The following is a 21,818-nucleotide window of genomic DNA, read 5'->3' as shown; positions in this document are numbered from 1 at the left end:
ATGCCTACACACTCCACAAATTGTAAAATTTGTAAAAATTGTATGCTTCTCGAACAGTTCGCTCGAATCGGACGCGCCGTCTATTCGACGACGACAGCGCCTTTCATGCCGAGTGTCTCGTGGGGGACACAGGAGTACGTGTAGACGCCTGCGCTCTCGAAGGTGTGTTCGAAGGTGTGGCCTTCGTCGCCGACGAGTTCAGATTCGAAGTCACCGTCTGTGTGGACGACGTTGTGGGTGCCGCCCTGACCGGTCCACGCCCACGTGACTGTCGTTCCCGTCGAGACGCGGACCGCCGCGGGACCGAATCCGAACGCCCCGCCGTTCGCTTCGGTGCCGACTTCGACCGAGGCGGCGTCGGAACTGGTCTTGTCGACGACGCCGTCGAAATTCTCGACATCGTCGAACCACCCGTCGAAGTTCTGGGTGTCTCCCGACTCCCCGCCGGAACCGCTTGTGGAGTCGCTTGTCTCTGTGTTCTCGGGTGCGGCCGTCTCGGTCGCTTCGGGTTCTTCCGAGGCCGAATCTCCGCTCGAACCTGTACAGCCCGCCAGTGCGGCAGAAATCGAGGTCGTTGCGACGAGCGCGGTAAACCGCCGTCGGCTGAGTCCATTGGATGACATCGTCAGTTGTTCGTCGTCGCCGCGTCAAGCAGACGATTATCCCGAATATGTTCGGGGTGTGTCTCGTCAATCGTCACTCGCCCGGCCGACCGGCATCGGGCCGTCGTATTCGGCGGGCACGTAGTCGCACAGCGGGTCGCTCTCCAGCGGGTCGCCGGTGTGAGCGTATGCCCGTGACCGACTTCCACCGCAGACGTGCCGGAATTCGCACGCCCCGCATTTTCCGCTGAATTGGTCGGGGTCCCGAAGCGACTGAAACAGGTCGCTTTCGCGGTAGCGTTCGACGAGACTCGACTTGCGGACGGACCCCACTGACTTCGGGAGGAACCCCGACGGGTAGATATCCCCTGTGTGGCTGACGAAGGCGAAGCCGTTCCCGGCGATGATGCCCAATCGTCGGCCGATACCATCTGACTGCGGTGCATCGGTCGAGTCCCGCCGGCGTTGAATCGCAACACGACGGTAGTGTGGCGCTTCGGTCGTCTTCACGCCGAACGACGCCTCCTCGCTCACCTCCGTGAGCCACGACAGGATTCGCTCGGCACGCTCGGGAGTCACCGGGTCGAGGATGCGCCCGCGGCCGACTGGAACGAGGAAGAACACCGACCAGAGCACCGCGTCGAGGTCTGCCACGAGGTCACGAATCACCGGGAGTTCGTCGGCCGTCTGCGCGCACACGGTCGTGTTTATCTGGAGCGGGACACCGGCCTCCCGCGCCGCACGGGCCGCCTGCACCGTCTGCTCGAAACTCCCGTCCTCGCCGCGGAACGAGTCGTGTGCTTCTGGACTTCCACCGTCGATACTCAGTGCGAGTCGCTGAATCCCGGCATTACCGAGGTCACGAACCGTCTCCGGCGTCAGCGATGAGGTCCCACTGGGCGTCAACGTCATTCGAAGCCCCCGTTCGGTACCGTATTCCACCAGTTCCGTGAGGTCCGGTCGTGCCAGTGGGTCGCCTCCCGAGAGAACGACGAGTTGCCCCGGCCCGAACTCGCGTGCCTCGTCGAGCAGTCGTTTTCCCTCTTCGGTGGTCAGTTCGTCGGGGTGCCGCGTCGGCGTCGCGTCTGCGCGACAGTGGTCGCACGCGAGGTTACAGGCCTGCGTGACTTCCCACACGAGGACGAACGGGCGGCGACTCGTGTCGATTGCGGTGGGGTCCGGTCCGCGAGATGGACGAGACATAATCACCCGACTGTTTCGCCCGACACCCAGTGAACCACGTGGCGAACATGTTCGGCGTTCGTCCGGGTTCGTCGGAGCAACGTCGCGTCGAACATCTTCGGGGAGAAGTATCTACGATTTCCCGCCGATTTTCCGAACATGGATGTGGAACCGTTCCTGCGAGAGACCGATGCACCGACCGGGAGAGCCGTCGAATTCCTCGACGCGCGCGACCTCCCGCCGCCGGAACCGTTGACGAAGACGATGAACAGTCTCGCGGAACTCGACCCGGAGACGGTCTTCGTCCAACTCAACGACCGTGCGCCGAAGTTCCTGTTTCCGAAACTCGACGACCGTGGATTCGACTACCGGACCGTCGAGACCGACGACGGAACCGTGACGGCGATTTGGCGGCCGTAGACGCCTACACCTACGCTCGGGGACTGTCGCCGTCGGATGGTTCCCACTCGACGAGTGTCGGCGACTCGGGGTCGATGTCGGCGACGAACCGCATCGTCGCGATGTTCAGTGCAAGCCCGAGGACGCTCCAGATGACGATGCCGACGAGCAGTCCGACGACCGGGATGTTGACCACCATAGCGGATGCGACCAGCGAGACGCACGCGGTGAACGCGACGTACCCGAGGAAGTAGGTTGTGTACGGGCCGCCGCGAACAGCTAGCGAGTACGATTCTTGCAGCGCCGTCACGAGACCCAGTTCTCGGAGAACGAGCAGATACGGCGTGGCGTAAAACAGGTACGCCGCGCCGAAAAACACGAGCATCGCGCCGAGCAGTAACGCGAGTACGTCGCCTCCGAAACCACTGCGACGGAATCCGACGCTGACTCCGAGCGGAAGCAAGACGACGAGCGGGAGTGCACCCCAGAGCAGAAAGGGGACGAAGTAGGCACGCACGTGGGTGAGAAAGTCGTAGGTTCCGCGTTCCAGATACGCCGCGACGCTCCCGAAGTACCCCGCCGTGAGTGCAGCTTTCACGACGACTGTTGCAGCCCCGATGAGTAGAACAGTCGATGTCATCCCGTCAGCGACGCCGTAATCGACCGTGAATCCGGTGCTGGGCGCGTTCACGAAGGTCCACATCGTTCCGACTGCGTGGGGGAGTCCGAACTGGACCCCGAAGTACACGCCACCGTGTGCGAAAACCGAGCGTATCTCGTCTATTTCCAGACACGTGAACAAGATGGGAATCAGGGTAAGTGGGGCCGCATCGAGCGCACGCTCCCACCCGTCAGCGACGCGCTGTGTAAACCGCGGCATCAGTTCGACACCTCTCTCGTGTGGCGCTGCGGTCGTCTCACTTTGCAACTGGTTCGTTTGGAGGGCATTATTCTCCACTCAATAGTTAGTAACAAAACAGTTTCTGCTGAGCCGTGGCGACCGGTTGAATGGGGGTAGATACAAAATAATACTCCACGGCGATAGCCGCGATAGCACTCAGTCGAGCGAGACGTACGGGAGCGTCGCCGGACTACCGTCGGCGTAATCGAGGACAGACGACTGCGACTCCCCATCGGGGACGATGAGGTCGGAAATGAGCGGTGCATCGTCGACTGCACCCGACTTCGCCCCGCCGAAGACGTACCCACCGCGTTCCTCTCTGACCGGGCGAAGCGTGCCGCGGTCTTCGGACTGCACCACGGCGACGATTTCCAGTTCGTTCGCGTCGACGCCGCCGAAGGCTGTTCGGTCGAGCATGAGTGTCACCGTGTTCTCCTCAGTGTCGACTTCCTCGGTGAGTGCGACGGTGCTTCCCGATTCGTCGGTGAGGGGAGTCCCTGTCGCGTCGACGGCGCTCTTCGTGAAGCCGCTTACTTCGAGGCGGTAGTGCCACGGCGCTTCGAACGACACGTTCGCACCGAGGTCGTCGAGACTCTGTTCGGTCCCGCCGGAGTTACTCGGGTTGCGAACCCACAGAAGGAACAGTTGCGGCGAGAACCCACGGCCGCTGCCGAAGGCGTTGTACAGGTTCTCGACTTCGAAGGTCACCAGATACTCGTCTGGCGTCTGTTCGACCGTGACCGACTCCAGGTCGAACGCCCCGTCTTTGAAGGCCTCGTTGGTCGGATACGTGTAGGCACCCGGACCGTCGTCGTCGCCCGTCGGGTCCGACAGCGTCGCGACAGTCTCCGGCGGTTTGACTGTCACCGTTTCGGTGGCGAGCGATTGTCCGTCCGTGGTTCGGACGGCGACATCGTAGGTTCCGGGCGTGTCGATGGTGTACGAGAGCGTGTCCTGTTGGTCGGCCGACGCTGGAGGGAATCGAACGTTCGAGGTCGCCTCGACCTCGCCGTCGACGACGATTTCGACCGTCGTGCCGCCGATGTAGTCCCCGGTGTTCGACCCCGTCGCGGTCACGAACGTCGCTCGGACGAACGGATTGTCCTGAATGGAGATATCGACATCTTGTTCCGGGCGCTGATACTCCGGAAGACGTTCCAAATCCTCGTTGGTGGCCGGTCTGAGGCGAATCGCCGTCCCACCGGTCTCTATCATCGAAGCGAGAATCGTCGTCTCGGCCGTGACGAGTGCTTCGTCGACGCGGACCGCTTCGAGGTTTGCATCGTACGCTGCCTCGATGCCGTCCGAGTACAACTCTGCGACGTACTTTCCTTTCGTGTGGCCTTTGCCGTTCGAATTCGCGTGTCCTTTGCCGTTCGACGTGTCGCGTGCCTTTCCATTCGCCTTGCCGTGACTCTTCCCGTTCGACTTCTCCGGATTCGACGTGTGGCCTTCGCGTGCTCCCGGCGCGCTATCGAGGAAGTCGAGCGGAATTTCGAGCGCACGACCGTTTTCGTCGGTCATGGCACCGACGAACCACTCGTCTCCCTGCTTTCGTGCGACGACGGAGTACGAACCGATTTCGGCGTCGAGGACGCGGGTCTCGTCCCACGGCCCGGCCGGAACCGACTCGACGAAGTCGAACGCCTCGACGGTCGGTCCGAGGGTCGGGTCGGTCTCGGGTTCAGGCATCGACGAACCAGTTTCCGTAACCGCCACTGAATCGAGGTTGAAGCCGCCCGTATCGTCGTCTCCGAGTGTGACGGTGACCTCGTTTGTACCGGTCGACAGCGAGACGCTGACTGAAACCGTATCCCACTCGTCCCAGTACGCTGTCGGTGGGAACGTCACCTGCTGTGTCTCTTCACCGGCGAGTACGGTTGCAGTCCGGGGTGTTCCCTCGGGAACGGCATTTTTCGTCGCGTCGCTCGCATAACGGAGGTGGAGGTCGTACTCGCCGGTGGTTGGGACGCTTTCGACGGTCCACGAGAGCGAGGCACCGCTGTCGACGGTGTTCGGGTCGACAGGGACGTACTTGCCACCGGATGCACCGGCCCACTTCGCGGCAGTCGAAAAGCTGTCTCGTTCCGCGTCCTCTGCCTGTCCGACGCCTCCGACTTCGAGGGTCGAATCGCGGTCGGCAAGGTACGAACTCGGGAGGTCGGCGACCATCTGGAGACCGCTGAAGTACGTCGGATACATGGCAAGTTGCTTCGCGCGGGTCGTCTCGATACCACCGGACCCGGAGTCCATATCGAAGATTCCCGGCGTGTACTCGACAGGGCCCCCGAGCATCCGGGTAAAGGGGAACGTAACGTGGTGCGATGGGCCAACCCGCCCGAACGAGTCGTATTCCTGTCCGAGGACACCCTCTCTCGTCATCACGTTCGGGAAGGTCCGGCGCTCTCCAGTCGGCTTGAGCGGTTCGTGAATCTCCAGCATCTGCCGGTGTTTGGCCGCCTCTCGGTACACGAGTCGGTGATGGTTGACGAGGGGTTGACAGTGGTGATTGTAGGTTTCGCCGTCGATGGTGACGCCGCTGTCGGCGACGTACCCCGTCTTTATCGAGTGGATGCCGAGCGAGTCATAGAATGCGAACGGACTCGAATCGGACTCCAGTTGCGACTCGTAGTTCGAGACGTTCCCCGCGGTTTCGTTGTGTGCGGTCATCCTGACCGGTGGGCTCAGACTTCGCCCGTAGTCTGTCACCGCCTCGATGTCGAAGTCCGGGTACGACTCGTCGAAGTCCATGGCGCTGCCGTCACCGGGATAGGTGTGCCATCCTTCGTTCCACCCCTCGACGAGGACGCTCGGAATGCCGTGTTCGCTGGCGAAGTCCATGTAGCGTTTCATGCGCTTTGTCTGCGCGCCGTGGTTTCCGGTTTCGGGGCCGCGGTACTCCCAGTCGGCCCGTCCGGTAATCATGAGCCACCACACGCCGAGGAACTTCTGCGGTTCTATCCAATCGGTTCCGTGGGGGAAGTCCGCGGGGTCGTGCGGCTCGTTGAGGTTGACGACGAGGTTCGATTCGACGAGGTCGCCCGGTCTCGACCCGACCTGAATCGTGCGCCACGGGGTTGCGTGCGGTGCTGACGCCGTCACTTTAGTCCCGTCAGGAAGTGGTGCGAGCACCGATTCGAACGTCGTCGACCCGGAGGACGTGGGTTCGACCGCCATCGCCGCGTAATCGACGAGACTGGCTTCGTGAACGCTCAGGTAGGTCTCGTCGTCGGCTTTCATCGTGAGCGGCGTGTGCGCCCCGCCGAAGGGACTTCGCTCGCCGATTTCGCTCAACGGTGTCTCCTTGTACCCGTACTCGTAGCTGTTGAAGTCGTTTTCGACCCACCACGCGGTGTAGTCGCCAGCGAACGCGAACTCTGTCGTTTCGCCGGAGAGTACGAAGTCGCCGAAGCCACTGTCCTCGGGGAATACGCACCGAAGACCGACTCCGTCGTCGAAGACCCGAATTTCGACTGTGAGCGTCCGCCCGGGGTCGGTAGTTTCTGCGAGACCCACACGGAGTTCGGTGTAGTGCTCGCGGATTTCGTCGTATTGGTCCCAGACGGGAGTCCAGTGGTCGTTTACTGTTCTGCGCTCGGTTCCGGTGACCGTGAGGTCGGTCCCGAATGCGGGTTGACCCTCGAACTCGAACCCGAGAGACGAGGGTTCGACGACGGTCTGCCCATCGTACGACAGGGTGTAGGTGGGGGTCCCCGACGACACGTCGAACGCGACAGTGACCGCCCCACTCGGTGATGAGACAGTTTGAACGAGACTGTCGTCAGCGTTCGAGACTGCTGACGCGACTGCCTTGGGAACATCGAGTGTGTACGACGATACTGCGGCCAACGACGTGAGTCCGCCGAGGAATTGTCGTCGTTTAAATTCTGGCTCACCGCTGTTTGGGTGTGGTTGTCTATCAGACATCCTGAACCCCTGTTATCAATCATGAATGAAAATTCTAATGGCGAAGAAATATGTATTCGTAGTTTCACACCCCGCCGGGATGTGGTGGAAAGGGCGTCCTACCGCCGACGAACCAGTGGTTGGCACGAGCCGAGAACACCGGAAGTGCGACGCACCTCGTGTCTGAGATGGAAGACATATTCACCGGTTTTCCCGACGGAAGCCTACAATCTTCTCCGGCGTATACGTGACTGAGGTCCGAGCAGAGGACGAGAGCGTTCGGCACGACGCGCCATCTCGGGACCGAGAGGTGCACACGTCACGGGCAGAAATACCAGCAATAGCACTTGGCATGGTGTTTGGTACCGTGGAGTGTGGCAGGTGGCCACAATGAATGCGGTTGAACGATGGAAACAAGAGAAACACCCCCTCGACGTAATCGAGGACGTATACGAGTACGCGGACGGTGACCTCTCGTTCGAGGAAATCGAAGAACGGGCGGGCGACGGTGAGTGGGAGCGACTGAAGTGGGCCGGGATGTACGCCCACGGACGCCACGACGACTACTTCATGCTCCGAACGAAGGTCCCCGGTGGGTTTCTCACCCCCGAACAGGCCGCGGTCATCGGCATGGTCGCCGACGAGTACGCCACTGCGCCCGAGGAGTTCGGCGGTGAAGAACAAAATGAAATCTGGGGCGACGCGTTTCTGGATATCACCACTCGCCAGGATATCCAGATGCACTGGATCGAGGTTACGGACGTCCCCGAAATCTGGGCGGCGTACGAGGAGGTTGGGTTGACGACGATTCAGGGTTGTGGCGACTCCGCGCGCAACGTCCTTGGCTGCCCGGCGGCTGGCCTCGACGACCACGAGTGCTTCGACGCGCAGCCGGTTATCGACGCCGTCTCGGACTTCTTCACGGAGAATCGAGAGTACGCCAACCTTCCGCGAAAGTTCAAGTTGACTATCACGGGCTGCCGAGAGGACTGCGCCCAGTCCCAAATCAACGATGTCGGACTCGTTCCGGCCCGAAAGGAAATCGACGGGGAGGAACTATACGGCTTCCACGCCCGCGTCGGCGGCGGACTCTCGGATGGTCCGCGGATGGCCTCGAACATCGACGTGTTCGTCCGGCCCGAGGACGCCGTGGAGTTCTGTCGTGCAGTCGCCCAGACGTTCAAGGAATTGGGCGACCGAACCAACCGCGGCGTCTGTCGGATGCGCTACCTCGTCCAGCAGATGGGGCCGGAGAATTTCGAAGCGGCCGTCCGCGACCGGTGTGACGTTCCACTCTACTCGCAGGGCCGGGACCTCACTCGGGGCTACCGCGGCGACCACGTTGGCGTCCATCCCCAGAGAGAAGCGGGCCTATTCTACGTCGGCTTCAACGTTATCGCCGGGCGAATGGGCGGCGACGAACTCGTCGCAGCGGCGCAAGCGGCCACGAAATACGGGACTGACGACACCTCGGTTCGGCTGGCGACCGACCAGAACTTCCTCGTCACGCACATTCCCGAAGCGAACCTCTCGGCACTGCTGAACGAACCGTTCGCCCGAAAGTACGAACACGACCCCGGTCCGTTCGCCCGCGGCGTTGTCGGGTGTACTGGCTCGGAGTTCTGCAACTACGGCATCATCGAGACGAAAAAGCGCGTCTACCGCTGGGCGCGGGCGTTAGACCGCCGAATCGACACGCCCGACGACCTCGACGTGGTTCGGATGCACATGTCGGGGTGCTCGGCCTCGTGTGCACAGCCACAAATCGCGGATATCGGCTTCCGGGGTGAGACAGTCGTGGTGGACGACCCGGAGGAGACCACGAACGAGGAGGGCGACACCATCGTCGAGGGCATGGACGTGGGCCTCGGCGGCAGTCTCGGCACCGACAACCAGTTCCTCGATTGGGTCGAACACGCGGTCCCTGCACGGGCCGTCGTTCCGGCGTTGCAACAGCTATTCGACGACTTCGCCGCAGAGCGCGACCCCGGTGAGCAGTTCTACGAGTGGACTCGACGCGTCGACAACGACCGGCTTCGAACGAGTATGCGACGCGCGAACGCCAACGTCTCCGGAGGGGTTGCCCATGACGGCTGAGGACTCCCCAGACGAGTCCGAGATGCCGTTACCGCACGTGCCGAAAACGGGCGGTACCGAGCGCAACGACGAGGATAACCGAGGACATGGTGGTGTCGGTAACTCGCACCAAAACGGGCGGCCGACGAAGTCGGAACCGCCGTACGACTCGGAGTTGAAGCCGATTAAATATCGACGGCGGTCCGGGAGAAGCGGAAGCAACGAAGCTACTGAGGGCTGTGGTTGTGGTCGTGAGTGTGGGTGTGGCGGCGGTACTGGTGGCTCAGCGAGGACGGCCGCTGCTGACGGTGGTGCCCGTCCGAGCAACGTCGACGGGGAGGGAACCCTCACGGACCTCGAATTCACGCCGCCTACCGAGGGGAAGAGTCAGGACGTTTCTGACGGCCGCCCGGACAGGCGTGTACAGGTTCCCGAGGGGGTCGAACTCGACACGCCGGGGTACACCATCCGTCAGGAGATGAACGACATCGACGAACCGGACGACAAGACGTGGTTCATGGAACTCGACGCGGCCGTTATCCAGGCGGAGCGGTGCATCCAGTGTGGCACCTGCGTCGCGTCCTGCCCGTCGGACTCTATCGGAATCGGCGACGACGGGCTTCCCAAACTGGTGAAGATGTGTACTGGGTGTTCGCTCTGTTGGGACTTCTGTCCGCGTGGCGGCCTCCGGTACGAACGTCAGTGGAAGATAACCGGCGGTGAGGACAACGTGACGGGTGCCGGTGACCCAATCACCGAGTTCTCCGCGAAAGTCGAAGACGAGTGGCGAGAGAACGCCCAAGACGGTGGCCTCGTCACGAGCGTTCTCATCCACCTGCTCGAAGCGGGCGAAATCGATGGGGCGCTCATCGCAACCGAAAGCGAAGACGAGCCCTGGAAGGCAGAGAGTTTCCTCGCGACGACGCCCGAGGAACTCATCGCGAACGCGGGGAGCTTCTACAACCAGACGATGGCGCTCGGGAATCTGGACACCGAACAGTGGGCCGAAACGCTCCCCGAGAAGGACCCAGAAGACCTCTCGCTCGCACTCGTCGGGACACCCTGCGAAATCGAAGGTATCCGCGCCCTGCAAGACTTCGAATGGGACTACGCCAGCCAAGAGGCGGGCATCAGAGCAATCGACTACACGATTGCATTGATGTGTACGAAGAACTTCAATTACGAGCGCCTCATCGGCGAACAACTCGAATCGAAGCGCGGGATTGCACCCGAAGAAATCGGGAAGATGGATGTCCTCGACGGGGAGCTGATGGTCTACGACCGCGACGGCGAGATGATTCTTCAGGAGGACATCGCGGACTTCCACGGCGCGGCACTGAAAGGGTGTGACGAGTGCGCGGACTTCACCGGCTACTGTGCCGACCTGACCGTTGGCTCGGTTGGCTCCAGCGACGAGTACTCAAGCGTCATCATTCGCACTGAACAGGGGCTGAACGCCTGGAACCTGACCCAAACCGACTTGGACTACCACGACCTGGAAGACCGCTCGGCTATCGGTGGTCTGCAATCGTGGGACAAAAAGAAGGCCTTCAACTCACTGCAACGTCCCTTCGACCCGGACGCCCCGCGATTCATCGACTACACAGAGCACGCCAAACAGTACGACGTGGTACTGAATCCCCACGAGTCAGACCACTAATCGAAGCGTGGTCTGTCAGAGATACGCCGAGTCCCAGCGCGAGGGACGGCGTTTGTTCTCACACTCGTTGCAGAGAACTCTCCCCATCGAGTCCATCGTCACTTCGAAGCTCTCGCAGTTGCCACAGAAGTAGCCGTAGCGTTCAGTACGGTTTTCGTCGATGTAGCTTGCGTAAAACGGTGCTTTCGAACCACGGTCGCTTTCGTCGAAAGCCACGTAGACGGTCCCGCGTTCTATCGTATAGGTGTCGAGCGGAGCCGCGACCTCGCCGTCGGTTCCGGGGTACTTCGCGAAGACTCGTTCGTCGTACTGCTCCCCGCCGAGTTCGATTTGACGACCCTCGACTTCCTCGTAGCCGTGGTGGTCGTAGAACTCGGCCCCCGGTTCGTTGACTGCCAGAACTTTCCCGGTCAGGTGAGTCACACCGCGGTCGACGAGCGCTTCTTCGGTTCGGGTGAGCAGTCGCGCCCCGATACCGCTGTCGCGGTGGTCCGGGTGCACGTGTAGCCAACTGATTTGACCGGTCACGCCGCCTTCGCCACTCAGGTAACTCTGTGAGAAGGCGACGATGTCTTCATCGTCCTCACAGACGAGATAGAGCGCGTTCTCGTCGTCTAACTCGGCAGCGATGTCGTCTCCGTACCACTCGTCGACCGAGTTCTCGATGACTGTCTCGTCGAGCGCGTGGGCGTACGACGCCACGAGCGAGTCGTGCGCAACGTCTCGGATGCCGTCGATGTCTGCCGTCGTCGCCTCGCGGATGTCCATAGACTGTGTGTGGTTTGGTAGCATAAAAAAGTGGTCGCAAATGACCATTTTTCGCGCAGGTGTTTCATATTACGTTACTGTTCGAGCGGAAAGATTGACGAACCGCAATACTATTGGATGTGTTCTCAGGGAGGCGCTGCGCTGCGGTCACACTACTCCTCGACTGAAACGGATAAATCGAACCTCGGGGCGGTTTCTCCGTCGGTCACCGCTCTGGAAGTTCGACGACGAACACTGCGCCTTCCGGGTCGTTGTCCTCGACCCAGACTGTGCCGTCGAACTCTTGGACAATTGTTTTCACGAGGTACAGGCCGAGACCGGTCCCGGTGCTCTCCAGTCCTTTGTTCCCTTTCCCAAACACGGCTTCCCGTCGGTCTGGCGGGACGCCGGGGCCGTTGTCTGCGACGCGTAACTGGACGTGGCCATTCGCTCTGACTACTTCGACCGTCACCTTGGGCGTCTCTTTGTCGTTGTGCTGGACTGCGTTCCCGACGAGGTTCCGAACAACCGGCTGTAACATCTCGTTCGCCCACACCGTCGCTTCGGGGAGCGGTTCGGTTATCTCGATTGTCGCGTTTGAGTACGTCGAACGTACGTTCGTGAGTTCCTTCCGGAGAATGGCTGAGAGACTAGTCGGCGTGAGTTCGTGGTCTTCTCCGAGGAATATCCCGGACATTGTCTGTGCGTTCTCCGTAATTTCGACCGAGTGACGCGCTGCCGAGATGATACGGTCGAGGTGTCCGTTTTCGTCAGCAACCTCCTCGCCCAAGAGGTCGGCATATGCGAGTACTAACTGGAGGTCGTTCCGGATGTCGTGGCGGATGACCTGGTTAAGCACTTCGAGGCTGTCGCGCTGTTGTTTGACTCGCCGTTCACGGCGGACCCGTGGGGTGATATCTTGAAACGTCCCCCGAGCGCCCACGGTCTCGCCGTCGACAATCCACGGTTCGCCGCGAGCGCGTACCCACCGCACTTGGCCGTCAGTCGTGACGATTCGGAGTTCGTGGTCGTAGGGTATGTTGTCGGACCGAAGCTTTTCGAACGCTTCCCGTATCGTGTCGCGGTCGTCTGGATGATAGAACTCGATGGCCGTCTGCAAATCAATGTCTTCGTCGGGTGAGAGGCGGAGAATCTCGTACGTTTTGTCCGTCCATGTGAGTTCGTCTGTCCGGAAATCAATTTCCCAGCCACCGATTTCGGCCACCTCTTGCAGCTGTCTGAGCAGGTTCCGATGCCGTTCTCGCTCACGCTCGCGGCGCTTCTGGGCCGTGACATCTCGATAAATCCATAGATTTGCATCGCCGTTGGGGAGTTGATAGGGGACGTAATCTCGAACGACGGTTCTGCCATCTGCGAGGTCGAGTTCCTGCCCTCGGACAGGGGTACGCTGGTCGATGAACTCGTTGTTGCTGCGGACGAATCGCTCGGGATTGGCGAACAGTCCCTTCATCTCCTCGGCTGCCTGGGCACAGTCGCGTCCAATCATCTGTTCTGGGTCGAGCGGAACTCCCAGGGCGTCGCCGAGTGCTTCGTTCACCATGAGCACGTCGCGGTTCTCGTCTTCGACGAGCGTGCCGAGCGTGAGGTTTTCGAGGATTGTCTTCAGGACGACGGTCGATTCGTCTGTCGTACGCTTCGATGGCGGTGAGGGTGTCTCCCGAGCGAGTAACAACCGGAGGTCGTCGTTCGGTTGTGAGAGTGTCGAAACAGAGACAGAAGCCCGGTAGCGGGTGCCATTGTCACAGCGAAACGAGACGTGAGTGTGGCCACTCTCCCCGTTGCGCAGGAGGGTGGAGACCGATGTGTCCTCGTCGCCGAGGACGAGTTCCGATAGCGCTCGACCGACGAGTTCCTCAGGACGGTAGCCTAAGTGGTCGAGCGCGACTTCGTTCACGTCGTGGATGGTCCCCGTCTGCTTTTCCACGACCAGTGCGGCCTCGTTGAGGTGCCGCCAGAACCCCCCCACAGCGTTCTCTCCCGAATTTGTCATGTGTGTCCCATTCGTAGGCTGTTTTGGATATAAACATTCGGTGCGTTTCAGACGATTGTGAACCACCGCTACGGACCCGATTCAGACCGACAGCGTTTGCCGAGGTTGTGTGTTGTGTCGCGGTTTGGGGAACGCGTTTTATACTCGTTCCGACAGTTCGGAGTCGTGGACGCCCTCACCCACAGTGAGAAGGTGACAACGTTCTTTGACCGCCAGACTAACAGAGAATCGACATGGTTCTCGCCATCAAGCCAACGCTCTCTCGGTTCAAAGACGTGCTTCGATACGTGATGGGCGCGCTCTACGTCGGTGCTGGCGTGTTGCACTTCGTCGTTCCCGACGTGTACGAACGGGTCGTCCCACCAGCCTTTCCGAAGGCGCGCTCGCTCGTCTACATCTCTGGTCTCGCCGAAATCGTCCTTGGCGTGGGCGTCCTGTTTCGTCGGACACAACGCGCCTCGGCGTGGGGACTCATCAGCCTGCTAGTCGCGGTGTTCCCTGCAAACGTCTATATGGCGACGAGCGACGTCGTACTCGATAGCGTGTCGCCAGCCCGTCGCGGGCTGTCTAAGGCCGCGCTGTGGCTCCGCCTTCCACTTCAGGGCGTCCTGATTGCGTGGGCGTGGTGGTACACGCAGCCAGAAGCTGAGACGGACTCACGTTAGGCCGGAAACGTACCCGGCGCGAAGTACAGTCGTCACGAGTAATCCGTCTCCTCGACCAAATGTGGCCCGGCCAGTACTGGGGGATGCCAGATGTCACCCGCTATATCCACGGAAGAGACAACAGACCGCCGACAGATTCGATTCGGTGAGTCGGAGTGTATTCCTCAGTTGCATCACTGTCAGAAATCCAGATGGAGCCAAGACCGGCAGCAGATGCACCGGCAATATCCGTTTCCAATGAATCTCCGACGTGCACTGTGGTCGAAGGTGTTGCATCGAGTGACTGCATCGCTCGTTCAAACGGTTCTGGGTCGGGTTTCGGCGGCACGTCGTACCCCGCAACAACGATTGTCTCAACCCACCGTTCGAGGTTCACAGCGTTGATTTTCTGTCGCTGTGCGTCCGGTGCACCGTTCGTCACGATACCAAGCCGGTACTCTTGGCTGACTTCGTTCAACACGCGAGTGACCGACGGGAGTAACTCGACGTTCGTCTGGTCACGCTCGGCACTGAATGCGTCCGCAACGTCTCGCCCGAGTTGGCCATCGTACCCGTTCTCGTCAGCAAGTGCGACGAAGCATTCAGCACGGAGTTCGTCCATCGAATCACATTGCTCAGCAAACTCGTCGTACCGGTCATAGTATTCCTCGACCGAGAACATCGGTTCAATCCCGACGATTTCGAACGACGCCCGGAGCACTTCACCGGGAGACCTCACATATTGCACCAACGTATTGTCGAGATCAAACAGAATTGCCTCGATTTGTTCCATAGTTTACCTCATCTGACAATCAGCTTAGAACCCGTGGTTGACGGAGAATACGGGCGAATACCGATTCCGGCCTGTGAGTGTTTCATGTCATGGGAACAGATTGATAACCGCGGCGACATCGAAGTCGAATATGCCTCTCGACATCGAGCCCGGAACGTGGACGTACGCAGTACTCCTGTTCGTCGGTGTGGTCCTTGCCGTGACGGTGGCGAACGTCGTCGTCCTCGACACCTCCGTGGGAGGGGCGCTCCTCCGCGGGGCGGCTATCGGCTTCGGTGCCGCGGCGATGAACTGGTACGCGAACTGAGCCGCCAATACTGACTGCGGCCACGGGTCTCACCGCGGTCGTCCTCTCCGTCTCTCTACCGAAATCGTCTCTTTTCCCGCTGGACGACTCCGCTCGCACCAATCAGGTTTCGAGGAGCTTTGCGACCGAATCGACATCTGCGAAGTACGCGAGCTTTCGGCTCTCGCCTCCGTACTTCTCGATTCGCAGTGCGCTGTACCACTCGGGAAGAACGGTAGCGAGTGGACCGTTGGAGATGGACACGTCCGAAATCTCTTCGCGGGGAACCAACCATTGCGCCTCGTCGGTCAGTGTGTTGTAGGCGACGACGGCGTCCGGATAGACGCGGTAGACGAGGTGTGCGCCGACGACCCATCCGACGACGAATTCTGCGAGCACTCGACTGACGACGACCCCCGTGACGCCAATCGCCGCCCCGATGGCCGGGCCAGTGGGTGTTCCGAACAGGCCTCCGCCAACGAGCAACCCGGCGAGGCCACCGAGGAGGACGACAAACAGCGTCGGGCCGAAGAACGAAAAGAGGACGCCACTGAACACCGAGGAGACGAACTCAGCGCGGCGGTCAGTGCTGAACACAGCAATCGGTTCTCCGTCAGGAACCTCGACGGTCGATTCCTCACCCACCGTCTCGTCTGTGAATACCGTCGACCGAATGAAGCCAGGGTGCCGAAGCTCTACGTAGTCGTAGACGGACTTCGACCCGACGACTACGAGGCCGAGACCGGTCTGTGCGACACCGGCCGCCTCGATGCTTCCGACGACGAACGGTGCGACGAACGCGAGCACGAATACGAGTATCAGATACTTTTTGGACCCGCCACCGGTCGCGGCAACCGTCTCGTACTCGCCCGAGTTGAGCCAATCTGTGAGTTGGAACACCTGACTGACGAGCACGGCAAGCGCGCCGAGGGCGAGCGTCGCTGGCGGGACGAACGTCTCGACGAAGGGTCCAAGAACACCAGTCAACAGAAGCCCGCCGAGTGGCCAAAAGGCGACGAGCGGGAACAGCGTTAGCAGGATGTACGGAATGTTCCGCGGGTAGATGGCGGGGAGCCAACGGACCAGGCGGACGCCACCGTGGACATCTGCGAGGGGCTTGAGCGGGAAGGGCGCTCTCGTCCCGGTCGGCTTGTACGCTTCAGATGGAGGGAGGGCGGCAAACAACGACTGGGTGGCCTCCCGAGCAACCGCGAGTCCTGCCTCGAACCAGTACAGCAAGAGAACGAGGCGGGGGTCCCAACCGAACGCGAACACGCCCGCGAGAAGCACCAGATTCGACAGTACCGTCGCGGCCAGTGTTCGTCGGTACTTGTGGTCGGTCATCCTCTGAAATAAATACGACAATCGAGACACAAGTACCTACCTGTCTGTTGCCGGTCATCTCGCTGTTCGGGGTCGATAATGGAGCAAAAAAATCGGCCTTGTTCCGGGGCCCTCGGTTCTAGAACCGCGCTTCCGGGTCCGCCTAGAATCGCGCTTCCGAGCGCCCGGAGCGAGACACTACTTGTGGCCTAACAGACGGACCAACCGGTCGGCTCGTTCGCGGCCGAACACATGTCTCTGGCATCCGGGAGGGTCGCAACCGCGAGCGAACAGAGCGCACCCAGTGCGATGGTACACGGGGCAGCACCGAGACCGAGGTTCCACCAGTTCGTCCCGGCGCAGAAGGCGCTCACGCCGAATCCACAGATACCAACGTCGAGGGCTAGTCGAATGACGGTGATACAGCTTCCACAGGACCAGTCACCATCACCGAACTCGGCGAGTGCGTTGCTGGTCGCAACCGACACGACCGAATCGTAGCCGGTCAGTCGGACCTTCCACAGGAGCTTTCCGAGGTCGACATCGCTCCAGCGCGCCACGTCGTAGACGTACTTCGTGTTGATGAACTCCGTCGCCAGGTCCTGGAATGCCGTAATCGAGTTACAGACGATTTGACCGCTCGTCACAGCGAGTTCGTCCATGTCGACATCTGCGGCCTTGATAGCTTCCTTCAACATGCTGTCTGTGAGACCGGCGATGTCGTTGACGATGCCAGTCAGGCTGTCCCAGATATCGCCGAGGAAGTCCTTCGCATCGTCGATTAGGCCCTGGGTTCGGACCGTGCCACTTGCCGTTCGGAGTCGCTCCTCCGGAACGTCGTACTCTCTGGTAGTGGTCTCGAAGGACGCAGATTGGACGCTCGCGGCACCGACCAACTGCAGGGATTCGAGCGTCACCTTCGACGTGGTTTCGAACTTCGTCTTCCACTCGTAGACGGTTTCGACGTTCGTCACCTCGCCGGAGTGTCGCTGCTTCGTAATCGTCACAGTCGCCTCGTCGCCCCGTTCGAGGTCGGTCAAGTTGTAGATAGCCGAATCGTTCGGTTCGTTGCCGGTCGTGTTCGAGACGACGTAGATGCCGTCGGCGTCGTGACGAACGCGTCCATCGGAAGCAGTTGCAGCGCGGTCGAATGCGTCGGTGCGCTCGAAGGCTGCGCCCGTCTGGAGTCGCGCCGACACTGCGGCATCCGGGTAGCGCTCTGCGTCGAAGTCGAAAGCGACACCGCCGACTCCGAGACTCGTCACCTCGCCGAGGAACTTGATACGCTCTGTACTCCCCGCTTCGACCGTCGTAGTCAGCGTCTCGTGGACGGCATCCTCGTACAGGAGTGCCTCCGTCGCGTCGATGGTAAATTCGACCGCACTGTCCGACGGGGCGGCACAGATGACGCGTTTTGCTTCGGTGCTGATAGTTGCGGTTGCACCCGCTTGGCCGACGGAGACGAGGTTGCCGTCGTAGCGTGCTTCAGTTCCGCTCTCGGTTGCAGTCCCGGTTATCGACCCTTCCTGCGCAGTCGCATTGGAGTCGTCCGCCCGTGTGCGGTCGCTTGTTTCGACCTCGAAGGACTCACCGGCCCCAGTGACAGTGACGCTGCCGGGTAAGGACGACGGGAGCACGTCCGCGGCATCGACTCGTTCGCCGTTCTTTTTGACGTGAGCGTCACCATCGGCGTCGAAGTACGTTAGCTCGCCAGTGTATGACAGCGAAACGGGGGTGTTGATGGTCCCGCGGAGCGTCCGGCCGTTCACGCGGTCCAGGGCACCCGGCCCGTTGTCTGCCGCTTTCCCGGATTTCTCGGCCCCTCGGCTACGCCCCGGAGCGTTCGCTTCGATTCGTCCACTGGCCGAGATGTCGACCGATGTGGACCCACGGGGAATGATTTCGACGGTCTGGTCGAGATACGAGTCGGGAGAGAACGACTCGCCGTCGACACGAATCGCTGGTTCACCAGACACATCGAATTCGGTAAACTCGCCACTAAATTCGTATCTGTGGGTTGCATTGTTGACCGTCGCGGCAGCCGTACCACTGCCGACGGCATCACTGGGTGCGTCGGCGGCGACCAACACACCGGAGACGGAAAATTCGTAGCTGACTTGCTCGGTGGCTTTGATTGTAATCGTCCGCCGGGTAGCGTCCGAATCGAGCGACCCGCGCTCCACCGTATCGCTCATCTGTGCGGACGCGCTGCCTGCACTTCCTGCACCGGCGACTGCAGTCACACCGACCGTACCGAGTGTTCTGAGTACATTTCGCCGCGAAATGCCTTTGGAAGAGTCAGACTCTTTTGACATCAACAATTACTTTCCAACTACACTACATATTTAAATGTATCTATATTTTATTATATAAATTATTGGTTGAATACTTGATAACGTTGCACAAATCTCTGGTGCAAAAAGTAGATAACAAATTAACTATTTGTGTGTGTCACATGAAACTCGACGTCGTCGAGGCACTCCACCAACCGGAATACACCGGCGAGAACCGATGTGAGCCGTGTACGGTATTGAACCTCCTTATCGCGGGGCTCCTTGGTTCCGTCGTCGCACGGAAGTCAAAACTCGGTGGGGTCGTCGCAGTCGGTCTCTCGATTGGACTGATTTATCTCCGCGGCTATCTCGTTCCTGGGACGCCGACCCTAACAAAGCGATATCTTCCGCCGGAAGTCCTGCGATGGTTCGGAAAGGACCCACAGCCAGCGGTTGCTGCTGGATTCGGTGGTCAAGAGGCGATGTCGTGCACCACTGACCACTCGTCGCAGCGCACCACCGCGGACGAGACGGGCGCGACGGACACGACTGGGACACCCAATACGTCGCCATCGAGTGCTTCAGAGACGGACCACACGGAGCCGTCCGCGAGCGACGACGAATCCGAGCGCGTACCCATCGCCTCGGAGGATGACCTCGAGACGTTCTTCACGACTCACGATATTCTGGAGCTCTGCCAGGATGGGTCAGACCTCTGTTTGACTGACGATTTCGAGGCCGAGTGGATGGATAAAACCACGTCGCTCGCTGATTCGGATATCTCGCCCGAGGCCGTCACGGACGCTTTCGGAATGGACGCTGAACCCGAGTCTCTCGAACTTATGACTCGCGGTGAGACACAAATTCTCAAATCCGACGCCACGTGGCTCGGACAGTGGCCATCCAGTGCGGCGCTTATCGCAGACATCGGAGCCAGTCGCGTGCTTGCACCCCGGATATCGGAGTGGAGCGACTACGACTCCGAGACGAAAGGCGCGATTCTCAACGGGTTGCGGATGTTCCTCGAGACGTGTCCGACCACCGGCGGCGACGTTCACATGGGTGAAGAGGTCGTCGAATCGTGTTGTAGTTCGCATACGGTACTCGCACTCACCTGTGAGGAGACCGGTGAGCGGCTCTTCGAGCACCGCTTGTCAGCGGACGAGTAGTCGGTCCGAACAGTCGAAAACCACAGTTACGTATCTGTGTGCCCGGTCACAAATTCGAAGCGTGCGCCGCCGTCGTCACTTTCGGTGACTGCGACTGTCCAGCCGTGCGCCGCCGCAATCTCGGCGACGATTGCTAACCCGAGGCCAGTCCCGTCCTGCCCCGTTGAGTACCCACTCTCGAAGATTTGTTCGCGTGCGTCGGCCGGGATGCCGCTGCCGTTGTCGGCGACGTAGAACCCGCGCTTTTCGTCGAGACTGCCGACAGTAATCGTCACATTCGGTCCACCGTGGTCGACAGCGTTCCGGAGGACGTTCTCGAGTAACTCCTGAAGTCGGGGTCGGTCTGCCTGAACCGTCAGGTCGGTGTCTACGGTCACTGTCGCGTTTGCTGTAGCAACAGTCTGCCAACACTCTCGAACGAGTTCGGAAACCTCGACCGGTTCGGTCGAGCTAATCGCGTTCCCCGACCGGGCGAGCGTCAAGAGATTCTGGATGAGAAGCTCCATCCGTTCGTGTGCCTGGGAAACAGTGTCTAGGTAGCCACTGTCGTGTTCGTCCTGTGCGACTTCCAACCACCCTTGGGCGACGTTCAGCGGGTTTCGCAGGTCGTGGCTCACGACCGATGCGAACTGCTCCAGTCGGTCGTTTTTCCGTTCGATGTCCTGCTCACGTTGCTTTTGCAGCGTTACGTCTCGGAACACCAGTAAGAAGCCGAGTGATGCGTTGTCCACGCCCCCATCCGTGGCGGTGTGAGCGCCGCGGGGAACGATTGGTGAGACAGCCAACTCGTACTGGTACTGGATGCCGTCGATTTCAGCCGAAATATCGATTGGACCCGTCGCCGCCCGAATCTGCTCGATGGAGATATCTGGATACTGTTCGAAGACTGCCGTCGCTGGCTTCCCGATTGCGCCGTCCCCGACGCCGAAGAGCATTTTCGCCCGTCGGTTGAGGTCGACGACGCGACCATCCGTATCGACTGCAACGACCGGGTCGGTCATATTCTCGAACAGTGTCTCTCGGGCAATTGGAACGAATTCCAGGAAGTCGGCGTAAAACAGTGCCCACAGGACGATTCCGGACCCGACCACGATACCGACGACACTGAAATCGAATCCCGGAACCACGATGAGGTCGAATAATTCGAGGAGAGCGGCCGTCACTGGTAAGACCCCGGTGAACACCATCGCTACTGACTGGACTTTGCTAACACCCTGCGTCCGCACGTACTGCTGTTGAAGAATACTCAGCCCAGCTACGATGAGTCCGAGTCTCCACAGGGTAAAGCCGTAGAGCAACACACCGGGCGTCGGGTCAATCAGCCCTGACTGTGGGATACTCTGCATGCCTGTGACGTACAGGTGATGCCACGAGTTCGTGAAGATGAGTACCCACTCGATACCGATGGCTCCGAGGAGCGTTCCAACGACGCGCGTTTTTTGCCACCACTTGCGGTCGCTGTACTCGACGACGACGTACAGCCACGCCACTGCGGCCGGGCCAGACGCACCGTACACGGTGAGTTGCGCCGCTCGTGTCACGTCCGGGTCGACGACGAGCGACGCCACACCTGCTGCACTTGCCCAGACTGCCGCCGAAAGCGTCATCACGACCAGAGGGCGTCCACCCGGTTGCCTGCGGTAGGGCCATGCTAGTGCTGCAATCGCGAGACAGACGACCCCGATACTCAGTTCGAAGACCGAGACGGCGAGTGCGGCGGTAGTCATATGATGGTCCAGTCAGCAGCCAATGTAGTCTCCTACTGTCCAGTATTCAGTAATCTATTATAATATGCGTTTTCACGGTGAAGTTTAGCAATTCTACTACTCTAATCCAGTATACGACT

General features: G+C 60.4%; 16 protein-coding genes. 6 read left to right on the top strand and 10 right to left on the bottom strand.

Translation table 11 applies throughout. From position 1 onward, the window contains the following. Positions 1–80: 80 nt before the first annotated feature. Together ACH9L7_RS17105 and ACH9L7_RS17100 are read right to left on the bottom strand one after the other, a co-directional pair. The gene (locus ACH9L7_RS17105) at positions 81–623 is read right to left on the bottom strand and encodes a halocyanin domain-containing protein (RefSeq protein ID WP_396613349.1); all 543 of its coding nucleotides are present in this window, start codon (positions 621–623) and stop codon (positions 81–83) included. A gap of 66 nt (positions 624–689) precedes the next feature. Then, positions 690–1,805 (bottom strand): TIGR04053 family radical SAM/SPASM domain-containing protein, encoded by a 1,116-nt coding sequence (locus ACH9L7_RS17100; RefSeq protein ID WP_396613348.1) that lies wholly within the window; start codon positions 1,803–1,805, stop codon positions 690–692. Between the two features lie 93 nt (positions 1,806–1,898). Between ACH9L7_RS17100 and ACH9L7_RS17095 the strand changes: the two genes are divergently transcribed. Next, positions 1,899–2,204 carry a DUF2249 domain-containing protein gene (locus ACH9L7_RS17095; RefSeq protein WP_396613632.1) on the top strand — a complete coding sequence of 102 codons (306 nt, stop codon included), beginning with the start codon at positions 1,899–1,901 and terminating at the stop codon, positions 2,202–2,204. 10 nt (positions 2,205–2,214) lie between these two features. Here ACH9L7_RS17095 and ACH9L7_RS17090 read toward each other — a convergent pair whose 3' ends face one another. Both ACH9L7_RS17090 and ACH9L7_RS17085 read right to left on the bottom strand, forming a co-directional pair. Continuing rightward, positions 2,215–3,063 (bottom strand): hypothetical protein, encoded by an 849-nt coding sequence (locus ACH9L7_RS17090; RefSeq protein ID WP_396613347.1) that lies wholly within the window; start codon positions 3,061–3,063, stop codon positions 2,215–2,217. Between the two features lie 177 nt (positions 3,064–3,240). After that, complete coding sequence (locus tag ACH9L7_RS17085) at positions 3,241–7,011, bottom strand: glycoside hydrolase family 97 catalytic domain-containing protein (RefSeq protein ID WP_396613346.1); 3,771 nt, start codon at positions 7,009–7,011, stop codon at positions 3,241–3,243. A 369-nt stretch (positions 7,012–7,380) separates the two neighbouring features. On the opposite strand from ACH9L7_RS17085, the gene ACH9L7_RS17080 reads away from it, so the two are divergent. Together ACH9L7_RS17080 and ACH9L7_RS17075 are read left to right on the top strand one after the other, a co-directional pair. Further along, positions 7,381–9,087 (top strand): nitrite/sulfite reductase, encoded by a 1,707-nt coding sequence (locus tag ACH9L7_RS17080; protein ID WP_396613345.1) that lies wholly within the window; start codon positions 7,381–7,383, stop codon positions 9,085–9,087. After that, entirely contained in the window at positions 9,077–10,726 is a 1,650-nt protein-coding gene (locus ACH9L7_RS17075) for a Coenzyme F420 hydrogenase/dehydrogenase, beta subunit C-terminal domain (RefSeq protein ID WP_396613344.1), read from the top strand. Before ACH9L7_RS17080 ends, ACH9L7_RS17075 begins: the two co-directional genes overlap by 11 nt. Positions 10,727–10,741: 15 nt before the next feature. Here the strand turns inward: ACH9L7_RS17075 and ACH9L7_RS17070 are convergent, their stop codons facing one another. Together ACH9L7_RS17070 and ACH9L7_RS17065 are read right to left on the bottom strand one after the other, a co-directional pair. Beyond that, the gene (locus ACH9L7_RS17070) at positions 10,742–11,494 is read right to left on the bottom strand and encodes a GNAT family N-acetyltransferase (RefSeq protein ID WP_396613343.1); all 753 of its coding nucleotides are present in this window, start codon (positions 11,492–11,494) and stop codon (positions 10,742–10,744) included. 205 nt (positions 11,495–11,699) lie between these two features. Continuing rightward, positions 11,700–13,484: a PAS domain S-box protein gene (locus ACH9L7_RS17065; RefSeq protein ID WP_396613342.1), complete on the bottom strand. Its 1,785-nt coding sequence runs from the start codon at positions 13,482–13,484 to the stop codon at positions 11,700–11,702. A 233-nt stretch (positions 13,485–13,717) separates the two neighbouring features. On the opposite strand from ACH9L7_RS17065, the gene ACH9L7_RS17060 reads away from it, so the two are divergent. Beyond that, complete coding sequence (locus tag ACH9L7_RS17060; protein WP_396613341.1) at positions 13,718–14,149, top strand: DoxX-like family protein; 432 nt, start codon at positions 13,718–13,720, stop codon at positions 14,147–14,149. A 100-nt stretch (positions 14,150–14,249) separates the two neighbouring features. Here ACH9L7_RS17060 and ACH9L7_RS17055 read toward each other — a convergent pair whose 3' ends face one another. After that, positions 14,250–14,867, bottom strand: coding sequence for an HAD family hydrolase (locus ACH9L7_RS17055; RefSeq protein ID WP_396613340.1), 618 nt, complete (start codon positions 14,865–14,867; stop codon positions 14,250–14,252). A 184-nt stretch (positions 14,868–15,051) separates the two neighbouring features. On the opposite strand from ACH9L7_RS17055, the gene ACH9L7_RS17050 reads away from it, so the two are divergent. Beyond that, positions 15,052–15,228, top strand: coding sequence for a hypothetical protein (locus tag ACH9L7_RS17050; RefSeq protein WP_396613339.1), 177 nt, complete (start codon positions 15,052–15,054; stop codon positions 15,226–15,228). Positions 15,229–15,330: 102 nt separating this feature from the next. On the opposite strand, the gene ACH9L7_RS17045 is transcribed toward ACH9L7_RS17050, so the two are convergent. Next, a complete protein-coding gene (locus ACH9L7_RS17045) occupies positions 15,331–16,551 on the bottom strand; it encodes a DUF6498-containing protein (RefSeq protein WP_396613338.1) in 1,221 nt (406 codons plus the stop codon). A gap of 188 nt (positions 16,552–16,739) precedes the next feature. Then, positions 16,740–18,845, bottom strand: a complete 2,106-nt coding sequence (locus tag ACH9L7_RS17040; RefSeq protein ID WP_396613337.1) for a hypothetical protein — start codon at positions 18,843–18,845, stop codon at positions 16,740–16,742. Positions 18,846–18,985: 140 nt separating this feature from the next. Here ACH9L7_RS17040 and ACH9L7_RS17035 point away from each other — a divergent pair, with 140 nt between their 5' ends. After that, positions 18,986–19,972: a hypothetical protein gene (locus tag ACH9L7_RS17035; RefSeq protein WP_396613336.1), complete on the top strand. Its 987-nt coding sequence runs from the start codon at positions 18,986–18,988 to the stop codon at positions 19,970–19,972. 26 nt (positions 19,973–19,998) lie between these two features. Here ACH9L7_RS17035 and ACH9L7_RS17030 read toward each other — a convergent pair whose 3' ends face one another. Further along, positions 19,999–21,699 (bottom strand): histidine kinase N-terminal 7TM domain-containing protein, encoded by a 1,701-nt coding sequence (locus ACH9L7_RS17030; RefSeq protein ID WP_396613335.1) that lies wholly within the window; start codon positions 21,697–21,699, stop codon positions 19,999–20,001. Positions 21,700–21,818 lie beyond the last annotated feature (119 nt).

It is taken from the genome of Haloferax sp. S1W (genome assembly GCF_044593955.1).
Taxonomy (GTDB): Archaea; Halobacteriota; Halobacteria; order Halobacteriales; family Haloferacaceae; genus Haloferax.
The sequence above is the reverse complement of the archived record's forward strand: the minus strand, read 5'-3'. Positions and strand labels throughout refer to the sequence as shown.